The sequence below is a fragment of the Campylobacter concisus genome (assembly GCF_902460895.1).
GTDB classification, from domain to species: domain Bacteria; phylum Campylobacterota; class Campylobacteria; order Campylobacterales; family Campylobacteraceae; genus Campylobacter_A; species Campylobacter_A concisus_BC.
Genome location: NZ_CABPVL010000004.1, coordinates 463,174 through 478,423, shown reverse-complemented (window position 1 = coordinate 478,423; position 15,250 = coordinate 463,174). Strand labels below are relative to the sequence as shown.

General features: G+C 39.4%; 17 protein-coding genes. 8 read left to right on the top strand and 9 right to left on the bottom strand.

Annotated elements, in window-relative coordinates:
• Nucleotides 1-97 precede the first annotated feature (97 nt).
• The 3 genes from F3G98_RS08895 (at nucleotide 98) to rnhB (ending at nucleotide 2,681) form a co-directional block, all read left to right on the top strand.
• Entirely contained in the window at nucleotides 98-1,192 is a 1,095-nt protein-coding gene (locus F3G98_RS08895) for an ATP-binding protein (RefSeq protein WP_103608160.1), read from the top strand.
• A gap of 80 nt (nucleotides 1,193-1,272) precedes the next feature.
• A complete protein-coding gene (locus tag F3G98_RS08890) occupies nucleotides 1,273-2,127 on the top strand; it encodes an S-adenosylmethionine tRNA ribosyltransferase (protein ID WP_103608159.1) in 855 nt (284 codons plus the stop codon).
• Complete coding sequence (gene rnhB, locus F3G98_RS08885) at nucleotides 2,127-2,681, top strand: ribonuclease HII (protein ID WP_149726054.1); 555 nt, start codon at nucleotides 2,127-2,129, stop codon at nucleotides 2,679-2,681. Before F3G98_RS08890 ends, rnhB begins: the two co-directional genes overlap by 1 nt.
• Here rnhB and F3G98_RS08880 read toward each other — a convergent pair.
• From F3G98_RS08880 to F3G98_RS08855, 6 genes are all read right to left on the bottom strand, one after another.
• Complete coding sequence (locus F3G98_RS08880) at nucleotides 2,673-4,250, bottom strand: DUF4153 domain-containing protein (protein WP_149726053.1); 1,578 nt, start codon at nucleotides 4,248-4,250, stop codon at nucleotides 2,673-2,675. The two genes, rnhB and F3G98_RS08880, sit on opposite strands and share 9 nt — an antisense overlap.
• 90 nt (nucleotides 4,251-4,340) lie before the next feature.
• Nucleotides 4,341-4,898 (bottom strand): ribosome recycling factor, encoded by a 558-nt coding sequence (gene frr / locus F3G98_RS08875; protein WP_021087228.1) that lies wholly within the window; start codon nucleotides 4,896-4,898, stop codon nucleotides 4,341-4,343.
• Nucleotides 4,888-5,820 carry a polysaccharide deacetylase family protein gene (locus tag F3G98_RS08870; RefSeq protein ID WP_223231332.1) on the bottom strand — a complete coding sequence of 311 codons (933 nt, stop codon included), beginning with the start codon at nucleotides 5,818-5,820 and terminating at the stop codon, nucleotides 4,888-4,890. Before F3G98_RS08870 ends, frr begins: the two co-directional genes overlap by 11 nt.
• 29 nt (nucleotides 5,821-5,849) lie before the next feature.
• Entirely contained in the window at nucleotides 5,850-6,179 is a 330-nt protein-coding gene (gene secG, locus F3G98_RS08865) for a preprotein translocase subunit SecG (protein ID WP_021087232.1), read from the bottom strand.
• Between the two features lie 62 nt (nucleotides 6,180-6,241).
• Nucleotides 6,242-6,625: a thiamine-phosphate pyrophosphorylase gene (locus tag F3G98_RS08860; RefSeq protein WP_103607283.1), complete on the bottom strand. Its 384-nt coding sequence runs from the start codon at nucleotides 6,623-6,625 to the stop codon at nucleotides 6,242-6,244.
• On the bottom strand, nucleotides 6,618-7,316 hold the full coding sequence (locus F3G98_RS08855) for a Bax inhibitor-1/YccA family protein (RefSeq protein WP_103608155.1): 699 nt from the start codon (nucleotides 7,314-7,316) through the stop codon (nucleotides 6,618-6,620). Before F3G98_RS08855 ends, F3G98_RS08860 begins: the two co-directional genes overlap by 8 nt.
• A gap of 171 nt (nucleotides 7,317-7,487) precedes the next feature.
• On the opposite strand from F3G98_RS08855, the gene F3G98_RS08850 reads away from it, so the two are divergent.
• From F3G98_RS08850 to F3G98_RS08835, 5 genes are read left to right on the top strand one after another with little or no spacing between them, the layout of a single operon-like run.
• Entirely contained in the window at nucleotides 7,488-8,132 is a 645-nt protein-coding gene (locus F3G98_RS08850; RefSeq protein WP_149726052.1) for a carbonic anhydrase, read from the top strand.
• Nucleotides 8,125-9,969, top strand: coding sequence for a mechanosensitive ion channel domain-containing protein (locus tag F3G98_RS08845; protein ID WP_149726051.1), 1,845 nt, complete (start codon nucleotides 8,125-8,127; stop codon nucleotides 9,967-9,969). Before F3G98_RS08850 ends, F3G98_RS08845 begins: the two co-directional genes overlap by 8 nt.
• 10 nt (nucleotides 9,970-9,979) lie before the next feature.
• A complete protein-coding gene (locus tag F3G98_RS10515; protein WP_021086372.1) occupies nucleotides 9,980-10,138 on the top strand; it encodes a hypothetical protein in 159 nt (52 codons plus the stop codon).
• Nucleotides 10,139-10,184: 46 nt separating this feature from the next.
• Nucleotides 10,185-11,279, top strand: coding sequence for a GGDEF domain-containing protein (locus tag F3G98_RS08840; RefSeq protein ID WP_103570703.1), 1,095 nt, complete (start codon nucleotides 10,185-10,187; stop codon nucleotides 11,277-11,279).
• Nucleotides 11,272-12,321, top strand: coding sequence for a GGDEF domain-containing protein (locus tag F3G98_RS08835; protein ID WP_149726050.1), 1,050 nt, complete (start codon nucleotides 11,272-11,274; stop codon nucleotides 12,319-12,321). The genes F3G98_RS08840 and F3G98_RS08835 overlap by 8 nt, the downstream gene beginning before the upstream one ends.
• 25 nt (nucleotides 12,322-12,346) lie before the next feature.
• Here F3G98_RS08835 and F3G98_RS08830 read toward each other — a convergent pair whose 3' ends face one another.
• Genes F3G98_RS08830 through F3G98_RS08820 form a run of 3 tightly spaced genes read right to left on the bottom strand, consistent with a single transcriptional unit; the run spans nucleotide 12,347 to nucleotide 15,176 of the window.
• Nucleotides 12,347-13,630: a TRAP transporter large permease gene (locus F3G98_RS08830; RefSeq protein ID WP_107915840.1), complete on the bottom strand. Its 1,284-nt coding sequence runs from the start codon at nucleotides 13,628-13,630 to the stop codon at nucleotides 12,347-12,349.
• A gap of 11 nt (nucleotides 13,631-13,641) precedes the next feature.
• Nucleotides 13,642-14,184 carry a TRAP transporter small permease gene (locus tag F3G98_RS08825; RefSeq protein ID WP_103608153.1) on the bottom strand — a complete coding sequence of 181 codons (543 nt, stop codon included), beginning with the start codon at nucleotides 14,182-14,184 and terminating at the stop codon, nucleotides 13,642-13,644.
• Nucleotides 14,184-15,176, bottom strand: a complete 993-nt coding sequence (locus tag F3G98_RS08820; RefSeq protein WP_103608152.1) for a DctP family TRAP transporter solute-binding subunit — start codon at nucleotides 15,174-15,176, stop codon at nucleotides 14,184-14,186. Before F3G98_RS08820 ends, F3G98_RS08825 begins: the two co-directional genes overlap by 1 nt.
• Nucleotides 15,177-15,250: the final 74 nt, after the last annotated feature.

Sequence of the window (15,250 nt, the reverse complement as noted above, 5' to 3'; positions counted from 1 at the left end):
TTTATTTCTAAATTTTGTTCATTTTTTAAAATTTAACACAATATTTTCCTTTTTAAAAGGAAGTGGCTATAATTTCAAAAAGCCAAAAAGGTCAAATTTGAAAAGTTTAGAAACGCTCTATCAAGCACCCATTAAAAATGCAAAATTTATCCCTAGAAAATATGAGATCATCTCGCCAAAAACGCTTATCATTGGTGCTATTTCAAGTGGCAAAACAGCCCTTGTTTATGAGTTTTTGAGCCATTATAAAAGCGAGGAGAGGCTTTATATAAATTTAGACGATATGAGGATAGATAGAGCCTTGCTTTTAGCGAATTTAAAAGAGTTTTTAGAAAAAAATGCCCAGATAAAGGTGCTCGCAGTTGAAAATTTGCAAGGCGCTGATCTTGCAAATTTAGACTTTTTAAAGGACGCTGCACTTGAAAACATCATCCTTACAAGCAAGGAATTTTCACTCTCGCTTGATGGCTTTGCACGCATAAATTTAAACTATCTCGACTACGAGGAATTTATACTATTTTTTAAGAAAAATTTAGACCAAGACCTGCTTTTTAGCTACTTTTTGGCCCATGGCAACGAGATAGCAAGCGCCTTTTTGGACTCCAGTGAGGTCACAGCTCACTTGCAGCAGCTCTTAAGAGCAAATTTAAACGAGCAAAACATCGCTATCTTAAAAGAGTGCGCGACAAAGTGCCACGACACCATAAGCGCCTTTGGGATTTATAAAAACCTAAAAGAGCAGATGAAAATTTCAAAAGATAGCGTTTATAGCGCGATAAGCTGGCTAAATGAGAGCGGATACGTGGAGTTTGTGCCAAATTTAGATGAGAGCAGCACGAGTAAGAAAATTTACTTTACAAATTTCGCACTTCGCAATGCCTTGTGCCTAAAAAAGGACTTTTTGGCAGTCTTTGCAAATGTCGTTTTTTGCGAACTGCTTAAATTTAAAGATGAAATTTACTACACAAAAGAGATCGATTTTTTCCTTGCCAAAAAGAAGCTTGCGATTATCTGCGTGCCATTTTCTGCGCCTGAGATCGTCTTTTTAAAATTTAAAAAACTCCACGCGAGCCTAAAAGAGCTAGGCGTTAGCAAACTTCAAATCATCAGCGTCGCAAACCAAGCCGAGCAAAGCATCGAGGGGATAAAGTGCGAGATCTTGCCATTTTCTAGGTGGAGCCTAGGTTTATAAATTTAAACTCTTTGTTTGATTATCATTTTAAAAGTCTAGGGATAAAATAGTTATAATCAAAAAAACTATAAAGGACAGACATGAGAGCATTTTTTGGGATCTTATTCATCGCTGCAAGCCTTTTTGGCTATGAGATAAACCACGAAAACTGGGCTAAATTTTATAAATTTAGTGGCGATGCAAATGGTGTGAAATTTGAAGTTTATATGAACTATTTTAAAGATGAATTTGAAAATTTCAAACAAAGTAAGAGCTTTAAAGTCCCAGCCAAGATAAGTGGTCACATCTTTTTTGACGGCACAAAATACGACTATGAAAAGGGCTCTTTTGAGCAAAATGGCAGTGAAATTTCTTTATTAAATGCAGTCTCAGATAAGATAAATTTAGAGGTTAAAAACGAAAATGGCGAGCTAAAAGGCAAGATAATCGTCAAAAACAAAGCCTACAACGCCACCGTAAAAGAAGAAAAAGAGTATGAGATCCTAAATATCGGCATCCAAATGACCGAAGCAAACGGCACAAGATACGAAGCGATCACTAACGATATCTTCGCCAAAGACTCAGCTAAAAAGTATAAAAACAAGCTTCTTGCAGAGTTTTACGACCTAAAAAGCGAGCGAAAAAAATGGCCAAACAACCAGTATGAGAGCCTAAAAGATATCTACTACATCAACGACAAGATCAAGAGCGTTTGCACCTATAAAAATGAAAAGACAAACTGCGAAGTGATCTCGCTTGCGACAAACAAAAAGTTAAAGCTAAAGCAAATTTTTAAAGATATAAACGACAGCCACCTAAAAGCGATCCTTGCAAACGCAGGCGTGAGCGATAACTTCGTGCTTTCGCCACTTGGACTTACATTTTTAAACGAGGAGCAAATCAGCGTGCCACTTGAGGAGCTAAAACCTTACTTTAGCGATGAAGTCGGGCTGTAATGGCTAAAATTTGCGGTATCGACGAGGCTGGACGTGGGGCGCTGGCTGGACCACTAAGCGTGGCTGCTTGCGTGCTAAATAGCGAAATTTCAGGCCTAAACGACTCCAAAAAACTAACCGCAAAAAGGCGCGAAGAGCTCTTTAAAGAGATCACAAAGAGTTCAAATTTCCTCATCGCCTACTTCTCAAACGCCCAGATAGACGAGCTTGGGCTAAGTGAGTGCCTAAGGCGCGCGCTCAAACTTTTCAAGGCGCATTTTGAGGGCTTTGAGATCATTTATGATGGAAATTTAGACTACGGCGTTGGCATCACGACGATGATAAAGGCCGACGGCAAGGTCGCTAGCGTAAGTGCTGCTAGCATATTAGCAAAGGTGAGCCGCGACCGCTTGATGAGTGGTTGGGATAAAATTTACCCAGCATACGGCTTTGCAGGGCACAAAGGATATGGCACAAAGTCGCACCTAGATGCGATAGCTAAATTTGGCTACTCAGACTTTCACCGCAAAAGCTTTGTCATAAAGCCAAAACCAGCTCAAAACTCGCTATTTTAGCTGCGCATCCTCCATATAAAAAAGCACGCTTGCGCCATAAAATTTATAAACTCCGTTTTCTTGCACGATTTCCATAGAGCGCAGAACAAAGGCGCGCTTGCCAACTTCAAAGAGCAAAAGCTTCTCTTTTAGCCGCTCAAATACCTCTGAGCCAAAGTCGCCATCTGGCTTTAATTTTAGACTTGCAAGCGCCTTTTCTAGGTGCTTTTGCATATTTATACTAACTCTTTCATTATCTAGCTGCATAACGAGCTCATCGCCATTTGTGCTGCTTGAGACTACGCTTTTTATGGTCGCCTCTTTGACATTTATGCCGATATTGCCTGAGTTAATGCTAAATACCTGCCACTTTTTCTCTGAGATACTCTCTAAATTTGATATAAATTTTTTATTTTCTAGTGCAAATTTATCGCCGTTTTCTACTAAAAAGTCAAATTTATCTTGCAAAAAGTAGAGCTTCTCTTTGTCTATCTTGCTCACGTCGCCGCTTAGCGAGCCGCTACTATCAAGTAAATTTAGTGCCCTTAGCTCTCTTAGCAAAAGCTCTTTTTGAGAATTTAGCACAAGCAGCTTCGTATCAAGGACAAAATGGGTGAAAAATATGCCAAATACCATCAAAAATGCTAGAAATTTATAAGGGAAATCCCTAAAAAATATCATCACAAAATAGCTCAAATTTGCAAATATCACGCAGGTGATGAGATATATCCTAGGCTCGCTTAGGCCGTACTCACCGACCCTGTGCATGACGCCCCACCAAAGCAAAACGCTAGGCAAGATGACAAAAAGTGACAAGAGCTTAAAAATTTGATCATAAATTTGGCTTTTGATAAGTAAATTTAGCCCTCTTAAAATAAAACCAGCGATCAAGCAGGCAAGCACGATATAGGCCACTCCACCGCGTGGCAGCTCAAGTAAAATAAGCCTATAAATGCAGTATAAATTTAAAAGCGCCACATAGATGATGAGCACGGGATTTAGGATGAAATTTATGGCGATCTTGATGAAATTTAAGAGTCTGTACTCGCTAAATTTGCTCTCAAAAAAGAGAAATAGACATGGCAGACCAAAAGAGACCAGCGTCAAGTAGAGCCTCTGCGTCCTGTGGCTGGTTGAGAGCTCCAGCCCAAATAGGTAGTTAAGCCCCGCACAAACAGCAAAAATGCCAAGAAAAAAAAGGTGAAAAAGGGCAAATGAGATGAGTAAATTTAATAGTCTTGCTAGGCTCCCTCTTATAAATTTTTCATTATCTTTGGCGAAATTTAAAGAGAATAAAAGCACAAAAGCCATGAGATAAAGTGCCACAAGATCGCTGGCATGACCGCTTAGCTTAAGGCCAAAAAAGTAAAGGCTAGCTCCAAATATCAAAAAGTATAAAGGGAGTAAAATTTGCCTTTTATTTAGGTAGATAGCGACCAAAAGCAGTGGCTCAAGTAGCCAAAAACCTCTGTAGTCCTCAATGATCTGACTTGAACTAAGAAAGATGGTAGGCAAACTAAACGCCAAAATGGTAAGTAGCAAAATTTTTTTATCAGCAAATGCAGCTTTTAGCTCGGTGATGATATGCAAGGTCGTCCTTTAAAGGATGAAATTTAGCCACATTACGTGGCTAAAACTGGGGTTTAGAAATTTGCAAAGGGGCAAATTTCTAAATGAAATTTATACTTTTAAAAGCTCAGCTTCTTTCTCTTTTACGAGAGTGTCGATCTTTGCGGTGTAGGTATCAGTTATCTTTTGAACCTCGTCTTGACCTTTTTTGCTCTCGTCTTCGGTTATAGCCTTGTCTTTTTCAAGCTTTTTGACCTCGTCGTTTGCGTCTTTTCTCACGTTTCTTATGCTAACTTTTGCCTTTTCACCCATAGCTTTTGCGTGTTTTGCATTTTCTTGGCGTTGCTCGACGGTCATTGGTGGGAAAAATAGCTTAACGCTCTCGCCGTCGCTGTTTGGATTGACGCCGATATTTGCAGCTTGGATGGCTGATGAGATCGCTTTTATCATGCTCTTTTCCCAAGGCGTAATAGCGATAGTCGAAGCGTCGCTTGTAAGCACGGTGGCTACTTGATTAAGCGGAGTTGGCGAGCCGTAGTAATCAACCATAACGTTATCTAGGATGTTGATATTTACCTTCCCAGTTCTAAGTGTTGTAAAATCGCGTTTTAAAGAAGCGATCGCCTTTTCGCAACCCTCTTTTTGGGTATCGTAAATTTTATTTAGCATTGGTGTCCTTTATTAGAAGTTTTGTGCTTCTGTGATGATCTACTTTTAGCGACATTAACACTTTGCGTTTATCGAGTGGTGGGTTAAATTTGCACTCAAAAACGCCATTTGTCATAGGTACTTTTCTAAAGCCGTCAAAGCCAGTCATGAAAAAACTGCCCTCACTTGCGTTAGTGTCGGTCTTGATGATGAGCTTGTCGATCGCATTGTTTTGCGGATAGCCCTCTGGAAATATCCACTCGGCGTTTAAAAATTTGCTATTAAAAGTTAGCGCTATCTTGGTGCCGTTCATCACAGGCGTTCTGTAAAGATCGTAAACGTCGCTCTTGCTTGAAACAGCGCCTGAGTTTTGATTTAAAAGTGCTAAAAATCCAAATTCTTTTGAGAGCTCAACCACTCTATGATCTATCTCGCCGTAAGGCACAGCGAAAAATTTTGGCTTATAACCCATATGTTTTTCAAAGGTCTCAACGCCCTTTACAAAGTCCTCTCTTAAGGCCTCGTCACTAAGTCTCGTCATCCTTGGATGCGCGTATGAGTGGTAGCCGATCTCGCCGTAAGCTTCTAGCTCTTTTAGCTGATCAAAGGTGAGATAGTCGCCGTATTTCCCAGCGACAGCCTCTACATATATCATCATCGCAAATGGGTAGTTGTACTCTTTAAAAACCTCAAGTGCCTTGTCATAAAAGCTCTTGTATCCGTCATCTATCGTTATAACTATCCAGTTATCTGGTATCTCTTGGCCTGAATTTAGCGCTTCAACGAGCTTAGAGAGCTTTACGACCTCGTAGCCGTTGTTTTTAAAATATTCAAACTGCTCTTTTAAATTTTTTATCGAGATATCAGTACTTGCGTGTCTTGGGTCATCAAAGCGGTGATAGACTAAGATATGGGCGTCTGCCAAAGCAAACGTTAGCGTCAAAAGTGACGCTAAAAACGTTTTTATCATTGTTATTTTACTGGATTTTGTGGTGCGCTAGGAGCTGCTGGCACGTCGTTTGATTTTGGTATGACTAGAGATTTGCTATCGACACTATCAACGATAGAGCGTTTTAGATCTTTGTTGTAAAAATATCCGAGTGCAAGTGTGTTTAGGATAAACAAAACGCCTACCACAAAGGTAAATTTAGCTAAAAACCCAGCTGGTCCTTTTGCTCCAAAAAGGCTCTCGTTGCTTCCACTGTATGCTCCAAGACCGATAGATGAGCTCTTTTGGAGTAAAACTGCGATCGTGATAACGACAGCTAGAACAAATTGTAAGATTAAAAATATTAAACTCACGAAATTTCCTTTAAATTTTTTAAATAGTTTGCGATTATACAAGAAAAGATTTAAATTTTTAGTTAAAGTTCTTTTTCAAGCTCATAAAGCTCGTATCTTATGCTTTTAAAAAGCTCGGCTCGCTCTAAATTTATAAGCTTAAAGCACTCTTCAAGCACGCGAGCGCTCTCTTGTGCACGCTTGAAATTTGCAGTGATGATCTCATCTAAATTTGATCTTGTCTGCTCGCTTTTTGTGCTGGTCTTTAAAACATCGTTTTGTGAATTTCTAAATTTTAAAAATTCTTTTTGTGGGATCTTTGCCTTGTGGCGGAGGGACTTTATCTTATAGGCGAGCTTAGCATCATCAAAGACATATCTTTTTATATCTTCAACGACGCGAAGCCCTTCTTTTAGCCTATTTAAATTCGCATCTATCACTCGGTAGATGCGCTCGTCATTAGTCATTTCTATTAAAAATGCCTAAAATTTGTAGTAATGATGTAAATAAATTTACAAAATCAAGATACAAAGCAACTGCACCCTCAACTGGTGTCTCATAGTTGCCACGGATGATATTTTGTGTATCAAAAAGTATGTAAGCACTAAATAAAATCGAAGTGATACTTGAGATAACTAGTTGAAACATCGTGCTTTTAACGAAAATGTTGATGATCGCTGCCACAACGATAACTATCAAAGTTATAAATAGCATCTTGCCCATCGTTGTGAAGTCGCGTTTTGTATTCATCGCAAAGACGCTTAGAGCACCAAATGCAACTGTTGTCAAGCCAAATGCTTGAGCCACGATGCTAGCACCACTTGGCATAGCAAGGATCGCTGAAAGTAGCGGAGTTAGTGTAAGACCGCTTACAAATGTAAATGCAAAAAGGAGTATTAAATTTAATCCCTCTTTGCGTTTAGCCGCCATTAGTCCAAAAAGTAGAACAAACTCTAGTATCACAAGTCCCCAAAACAAAAATCTATTTGCCGCAAAAACGCCAGCGATGCTAATGCCTACATAAGCGCCAGCTGTAGCTGAAAGTAGTGATGCTGCAAAAAGTTGATAAGTTTGTTTTATAAAAGTGCTTAGTGAGCTTTGAGAATACGCAAGCTCTTCTTGATTTTGCTTAGCGTAGTTTCTATCATACAAACTCATTTTTTCTCCTTATGAATTTTTGCGATGAGTTTAGCCTAAAATAATTAAACAATATATAAAAAGAAGTTTAATAAAAAATATTAGTTTAAAGTCCGTTTTAGAGGGCATTTTTTTGATTAAATAAAAGTTGCTATAATCGCGATAAAAATATAAAAAATGGAGATAAATTTTATGGATGATTCAATACTTGAAGGTGCAGTAAAATTTATGGAAGATGACTTTTTAGAGCACGAAGAGCTCTTTAAAAGTCTGCAACACAAGCAAGATCCACACACGCTTTTCATATCATGCGTGGATTCAAGGGTCGTGCCAAATTTGATAACAAACTGCCTACCAGGCGAGCTTTTTATGGTGCGTAATATCGCAAACATCGTGCCACCATATAGAGTGAGCGAAGAGTTTTTGGCGACTACTTCGGCGATTGAGTATGCGCTTGAGGTTTTAAACATCAAAAACATCATTATCTGCGGGCACTCTGACTGCGGCGGATGCGCGGCACTTTATGTGGATGAAAAGAAGCTTAAAAACACTCCAAACGTTAGAAACTGGATCAGGCTAATCGAGCCGATCAAGCGAGAAGTGCTTAAATTTACAAGTGACGATCCAGCCAAAATGGCATGGCTAACCGAGAGGCTAAACGTTATAAACTCGATCGAAAATATAATGACCTATCCAAACGTGAAAAAAGAGCACGAAAGTGGCAAGCTTCAAATTTATGGCTGGCACTACATCATAGAAACTGGCGAAATTTTCAGTTACGATTTAAAAGAGGGTACGTTTAAGCTTTTAGCGGACAGAAGGGGCGAAAATGCGTAAATTTCTAGCCATCATCCTGCTTTCTTTCATAACTCTTTTTGGCGCTGATAACAACGTAACACAAGAAGACGATATCATCAGCATAACAAATCAAATTCAAACCATAAACAGCCAGATAAATATCATAAAATCTCAGCAAAAAGACTTAAACGCTTCAAAGGTTGATAACTCAAATTTGATCACTCTTCAAAAGAAAAAGAGCGCTCTTTTAGAGAAAATTCCGACCTATGTTATGCAGATCGAAGTTACACAAAGCGATATCAATAAGTACAACCTGCAAAAAGAGGCGCTAGAGAAAAAGGTAGCCAGACTTGAAAAGCAGTCAAACAAGGACGCTTATATACAAAGCGCCATCGAGCTTGAGAAGATGAAGGTAGACTACGCCTACTACTCAGCGCTCATTAGCCTTGAGGAGATATTTAAAAAGGGTGCTAAGGCAAATTCTATCAAAGAGGTAATAGACGGCGGACTCTTAAATTTACAAACAAATTCCTACGTCAGCATAAAGGAGCTAAAAGACTCGCTAAATGAGACTTCAGGCTCGTACGACGCGGCATTTATGGACCTTGAGCTAAAAAAAGAGACGCAGGAGGAAATTTTAACCTACCTTAAAAATAACGCCGATCTTCTAAGCTCAAGCATGCTCTTATCTGAGCTAAATTTAGTCGATACGGTGGACTATATAAACAAATCAACAGCTGTAAATCCAAACAAATTTAACCTTGGCAAGATAGTTGTTATCGTTGCGATATTTTTATTTTTCGTCTCGCTAACTAGAATTTTAGCCAAGCTCACCTACTGGGTGATGTCGCTCATCGCTTCAGGCGAAGGGGTCAAAGAGGCTAAAGATCAGATCGTAGATATCGTGAAAAAGCCGATCTCTGCGCTTCTTATCATCTACGCGCTAAATATCTGTATCGGCATTGGATTTTATCCAGTGCCAGTGCCGCTTGTCGTAGCAAATATCTTTTCTATCATATATATAGTCGCATTTTCATGGCTTGTCCTCACCATACTAAATGGCTACGGCATCGCTATACTCGACAAGATCGCGCAAAAAAGCAAGCGTAAAGAGGTGATAAACCTAGCACTAAAAGTGATCTACGTGATCGTGCTAATCATCACACTTTTACTGATCCTTCAAAAGCTTGGCTTTGATATCTCAGCACTCATCGCCTCACTTGGTATCGGTGGTCTTGCTGTTGCCTTCGCTGCTAAAGACATCATCGCAAACTTCTTTGCATCTGTTATGATGCTCTTTGACAACTCATTTTCACAAGGCGACTGGATAGTTTGTGGCGACATCGAGGGCACGGTCGTTGAGATAGGATTTAGAAAAACAACAGTTAGAAGCTTTGATAACGCCCTTATCTTCGTGCCAAACTCAAAGCTAGCGAGCGATCCTGTTAGAAACTGGACCAGAAGAAAGGTCGGCAGACGCATAAGAATGGTTATTGGCATCGAGTATGGACCAACTACAGAAGAGATCAAAAAATGTGTAAATGACATCAAAAATATGCTGATAAATCACCCAGATATCGCTAAAAGCGAAGATATCGCGGCTAATAAAAGAGGACTAAGATATAGACAAAACATAGTTTCAGTTGATGACTACGCTGGATATAAGTCAAATTTATTTGTCGTGGTTGATGACTTTGCTGATAGCTCGATAAATATCCTAGTTTATTGCTTTGCCAAAACTATCGTTTGGGGAGAGTTTTTAGATGTAAAACAAGATGTAATGCTAAAAATTATGGATATTTTAAAGCAAAATGGTCTAAATTTTGCATTCCCAAGCCAAAGCTTGTATATCGAAAATATCAAAGATAAAATTTAAGGAGAGAAAAATGAGTGATGATTTTGACTACGAAGAGGTAGAAGAAGACTACTCTGAATTTAACGACGAGGATGAGGATAGTGGCGATAGCTATGACTATAACTACGACGAAAATGACTACAACTATGAAGATAGCGATGAGGATGAGGATAGTTACGACTCGTATTAAAATGATCTAAATTAAATTTAATGGATGAAATTAACGGAGAGAATGCTTGGTACAGGAATTTATAGAGCAAGATAGCTATAAGGCTATCGATGACATTTACAAAACGATATTAAACGTAGCGATAGTAAGTAACGCCTTTGTCTTGATCGCGCTTTGCAGTTTTTACTTTGACTTAACGATCATTTTTATCTGTTTTTTATTTCTTTCTATTAGCACTGCTTTAAGGATTAGATTTAATATCAAATACAGATTTTTAATCTCGGCCATCTTTCAACTAAATGTCATCACCGCAGTTATCGCTGGCGTTGTTGGCATGGGCTGGAGCTCTAATATATGGATAACACTCCTTGGCGTTATCTTTATAAACTACTTTTTGGCTTTTAACCAAAGACTTCTTACATACTCTGTCTGCCTTCTTGAGCTATTTGTCCTTTTGTGGTTATATCTTACATATAAAGATAAAGTAGTTGAGATAGACATCATGATACAAATAGGCTCAACCTGTATAAGTGTTGCTTTTACTTTCTATCTAGTCTTTAGGCTTTCGTTTTTCTCTGATGCGATCACATCTAGTGGCTACAAACAGATCAGCGAAGAGAAAGAGGAGATAGAGAGAATTTCTAAGTATGACTTTTTAACCGGTCTTTTAAATAGACGCTCTATCGAAAGAACGCTAAGATATGAGTTAAAAGAGCTTAGAGAAAAAAGCAGTGATGCAAATTTAGTCGTTATGCTAGGAGATATAGATAACTTTAAAAAGATAAATGACACCTACGGACACGACTGGGGCGACAAGGTCTTAAAAGAGATCGCAAGGGCTTTGCAAGATACTTTTAGAGAAAATGACCACATTTGTAGATGGGGTGGAGAGGAATTTCTAGTTATCTTGCCTGAAGTTAAAACTGAAGACGTAAAAAAGGTAGAAACCAGACTTGGCACAAGGATAGCGCAGGTAAAGTTGCCTGATAAGAGCTCAGTAACCATGACCTTTGGTCTGGTTCTTTGTGCAAATGGCGTTATAACCGATATCGACACAGTCATAAACAAAGCTGATAAAAAGCTATATGAGGGTAAGAAAAATGGCAAAGACCGCATCGAGTATGAGATCATGAAGGCAAATAAGGACAAAGACAATGCCTAAAATTTCACTTTATATCTCACAAAAGATCATCGTCTTCTCACTCCTGGCTGTACATACTTTTTACCTAGTTATGTTCTGCCTCATGGGCGAAGAAATTTTGGCTGTGGCAAACATCCTTTCTGTTAGCATATATCTTTTTGCACTAAAGATACTCTTTGATAGCGAAGAGAACAACAAAATCGTGATGCTCATCTTGCAAGTAGAAATTTTACTCCACGCCTCACTTTGCGTCTTTATCCTTGGACTGGGCTGGGGCTTTGAAATTTTATTTTTAACATCAACGATTAGCCTCTTTTTCTTATCAGTTAGCTTTAAAATGTTAAGCAGACTTATCTCTTTGCTAGATATCGCGGCATTTTTGCTTTTTTATCTAGTGATAGATCTACCAGCAAAGGACGATCCTTTATACAAAGAGATATTTTTTGTATTTAACCTAACTGCATCTTGCGTATTTGCTGTCTTGACCTCATTTTTGCTAGAGAGCTCAAATTTATTTATATTCTTAGGCATCTTAGAAGAGAAAGAGTCTGCTAAAGCTGTCTTTAACCACGACCCACTAACTGGGCTTTTAAACCGCGCTTCGATGCAACAAATTTTTAGACAAAAGAATTTATTTGATGGCAACGACTTTGCTATCGTGATGTGTGATATCGACAACTTTAAAAAGATAAATGATACCTACGGACACGGCGCAGGCGATGAAGTGCTAAAGAGCCTTTCTAAAATTTTCAAAAACGCTTTTAGAAATGAAGACAGGGTTGCAAGATTTGGCGGCGAGGAGTTTTTGGCTGTTATCTTTGACGTTAAAAAAGCAAAAGCAGTTAGCATCTTAGAGCGTATCAGAGAGACGCTTAATCAAAATGTCGTTGAATTTGAAAACCATAGGATCATAGCTACTATGACCTTTGGTGTCGTGGCTCACAGCGGCCATACTGATGTAAATATCGAGCGTATGATCAAGCAAGCTGACGAGCTGCTTTATGTCGGTAAGCGAAATGGTAAAAATATCGTTATGAGTGCGGATTACGATCCAAAAGGATAAATTTAGAGGCAAGAGCCTCTAAATTTTAATGTCCATACATTATGTTTGGTAGCCAAAGAGAAATTTGAGGTATATAAGTAACCAAGATAAGGCCAAAGAACAAGGTTAGCGTCCATGGCAAGCACGCCATGATGACCTCTTTTAAGTTCATATTTGTAAGACCGCTTGCGACAAATAAATTTAGTCCAACAGGCGGAGTCACCATACCTATCTCCATATTTACAACCAAGATGATACCAAAGTGAATAGGATCAACGCCTAGTTGCGTAGCTATCGGAAGTAAGAGTGGCACCATGATCATGATAACGCTTGAAGGCTCCATAAACTGACCCATGATAAAGAGCAAGATATTTACAAATATCAAAAATCCTATCATGCCGATATTTGCGTCAAGTATCATCGAAGCGATCGCTTGTGGGATCTGCTCGCTAGTTAGCAAATATGCAAAAACAACGGCGTTTGCGATGATGAAAAATATCATAGCTGTTGTAAGGGCTGAGTCTAGGCAGATATCCCAAAGATCTCTTATCTTTATATCTCTATAGATAAAAAGTGAGATAAATAGCGCATAGACCGCACTTGCCGCAGCAGCTTCAGTCGGAGTGAATATGCCTCCATAAATTCCGCCAATGACCACAACGACGATTAGTAAAGCCCAAAATGCTTTTGCAAATTTTTGCACTCTTGCTTTAAATGGCTCAGCCTTAGTCGCTTTAAATCCAAGCTTTTTTGCTCCGACATAGGTCTGCACTAGCATAAAAGCACCAAGCATAAGACCAGGCACGACGCCCGCCATAAAGAGCTTGCCGATACTAACCTCAGCAGTTACGCCATAAACTATCATAACAACTGAAGGCGGGATCAAAATTCCAAGCGAGCCAGCCGTTGTTATGCCACCCACTGCGTACTCTTTTGGATAGCCAGCCTCTTTTATCGCTGCAAACATAATTGAGCCAATAGCCACAACCGTCGCAGGCGAACTTCCAGAAACTGCTGCAAAGATGATGCAGGCAAATATCGCACTCATAGGAAGACCGCCTGGTAAGTGCCCGACCATAGACTTTGCAAAGTCGATGATACGTCTTGCTGAGCCGCCTTTACTTAGTAAATTTCCAGCCAAGATAAACATCGGGATCGCCATTAGCGAAAATTTATTGATACCATCAAAAATTAGCTGCGGGATCGTAGCGATGTCGATATCTGTAAAAAATATCATCGTTAAAACAGTACTTGTTCCCAGCGAAACTGCGACTGGCACGCCTATTAGCATCAGTGCAAAAAGCAGGATAAATAAAAATGCTATTGTCATCTTTTTTCTCCTTAGTCTTTGACTACGCTACCGTGAGCTAGCTCGTGCGCTTCGTTATTTACGACTTGTGCAGCAGGTGTAAGAGCCACTTTGATAGCCTTTTCAGCCGAGCGGTAGCTAGCTGTGACGAAGGCTATTGGAAGCACTAGCATAGGAACCCATTGAGGTATGCCAAGGTCTATTATCATCTGCTCGATCTCGTGTAAAATTTTAAGATAATCAACCGAATAAACCGCGATAAATATCAAAAAGGCAGTTGTTAAGATGTGCGAAAAGAGTAAGCACGCCTTTGCAAGCGCTGGTGGAAATTTCTCCACCAAGATAGTTACGCTCACGTGGATGCCCTTGTTAAAGCCATACGCTGCGGCAAAAAACGCCGACCAAATGAATAAGTAGTTTGATAGCTCGCTCGCCCATGACCAGCTTTTGTCAAAAAAGTATCTAGCCACGACGTTGGCAAAGGCTAGTAGCGTTCCACTAGCTAGCCCTAAAACGGCGATAGTTTTATTAAGCGAGACTATCAATATATCAAGAGCATTAATGAAATTTTTCATTATTTTGTCTCGATTGTTTTTTCTATAAGCTCTTTGCCGATGACATCGTAAAATTTAGGATAGATAGCCTGCATAGTCTTCTCCCACTCAGCTTTTTGTGCGTCGTCGATCTTGAAAATTTCTAGCTTTTTAGTCTCTGCTATATATTTTTCAAGCTGAGCTATGACGTGAGCGTCCTCTTTAGCTGTCTCTTCCCTCTCGTAAGCTGTAGCTTCGCTTAGAGCTTGTTTTACATTTGCTTTTAGATCATCTGGTAGTTTGTTCCAAAATTTATCACTCATAACAACTAGATAGCCTAGATATCCGTGGTGAGAAAGTGTAAGAGAGCTTTGAACCTCGTGAAATTTAGAGTTATAGAAATTTGAAAGTGGGTTTTCAGTAGCATCAACTACGCCTTGTTGAAGCGCAGAATAAACCTCTGAAAATGGTAGAACTTGTGGGTTGCCACCGATCGCTTTGATCTGCTCTTCAAGCACTTTTGAGCTTTGGATTCTAAATTTTTGTCCTTTTGCATCTTCTGGAGTGAGGATAGGTTTTTTGCTTGAGCTAAAGTGCTTAAATCCAGCATCCCAGTAATCAAGCGCTACAAAGCCCTTCTTAGTCACAAGGCCTTTTAGCTCCTCGCCAACTGCACCGTCTTGAACCTTGTGAAGGTGGTCTGCATCCTTAAAGATGAAAGGTAGGTCAAATAGCTGAAACTGCGGCACGATAGGTGTAAATTTAGAAAAACTTGGAGCTGCCATTTGAACGTTGCCAAGCTTTAGCGCGCCAAAAACTCTATCATCATCAAGTAGCTGCGCTGATGGGAAGACTTGAACTTTTATCTTGCCGCCACTTAGCTCCTCAGCACGCTTTGCAAAAAAGTCTGCCGCCTTGCCCTTTGGCGTAGAAGCTGCGACAACGTGAGCAAATTTGATCGTATAGACCTTATCCGCACCAAATGCTAAGCCACTGATGGCACATGTAAAAAGTAAAGCTTGTAAGAATTTCATCTTTCATCCTTTGTAATAGTTTTGATAGGTGCATTATAAATTTCAAAAATAAAAATTTAGAAATTTTGTTTCAT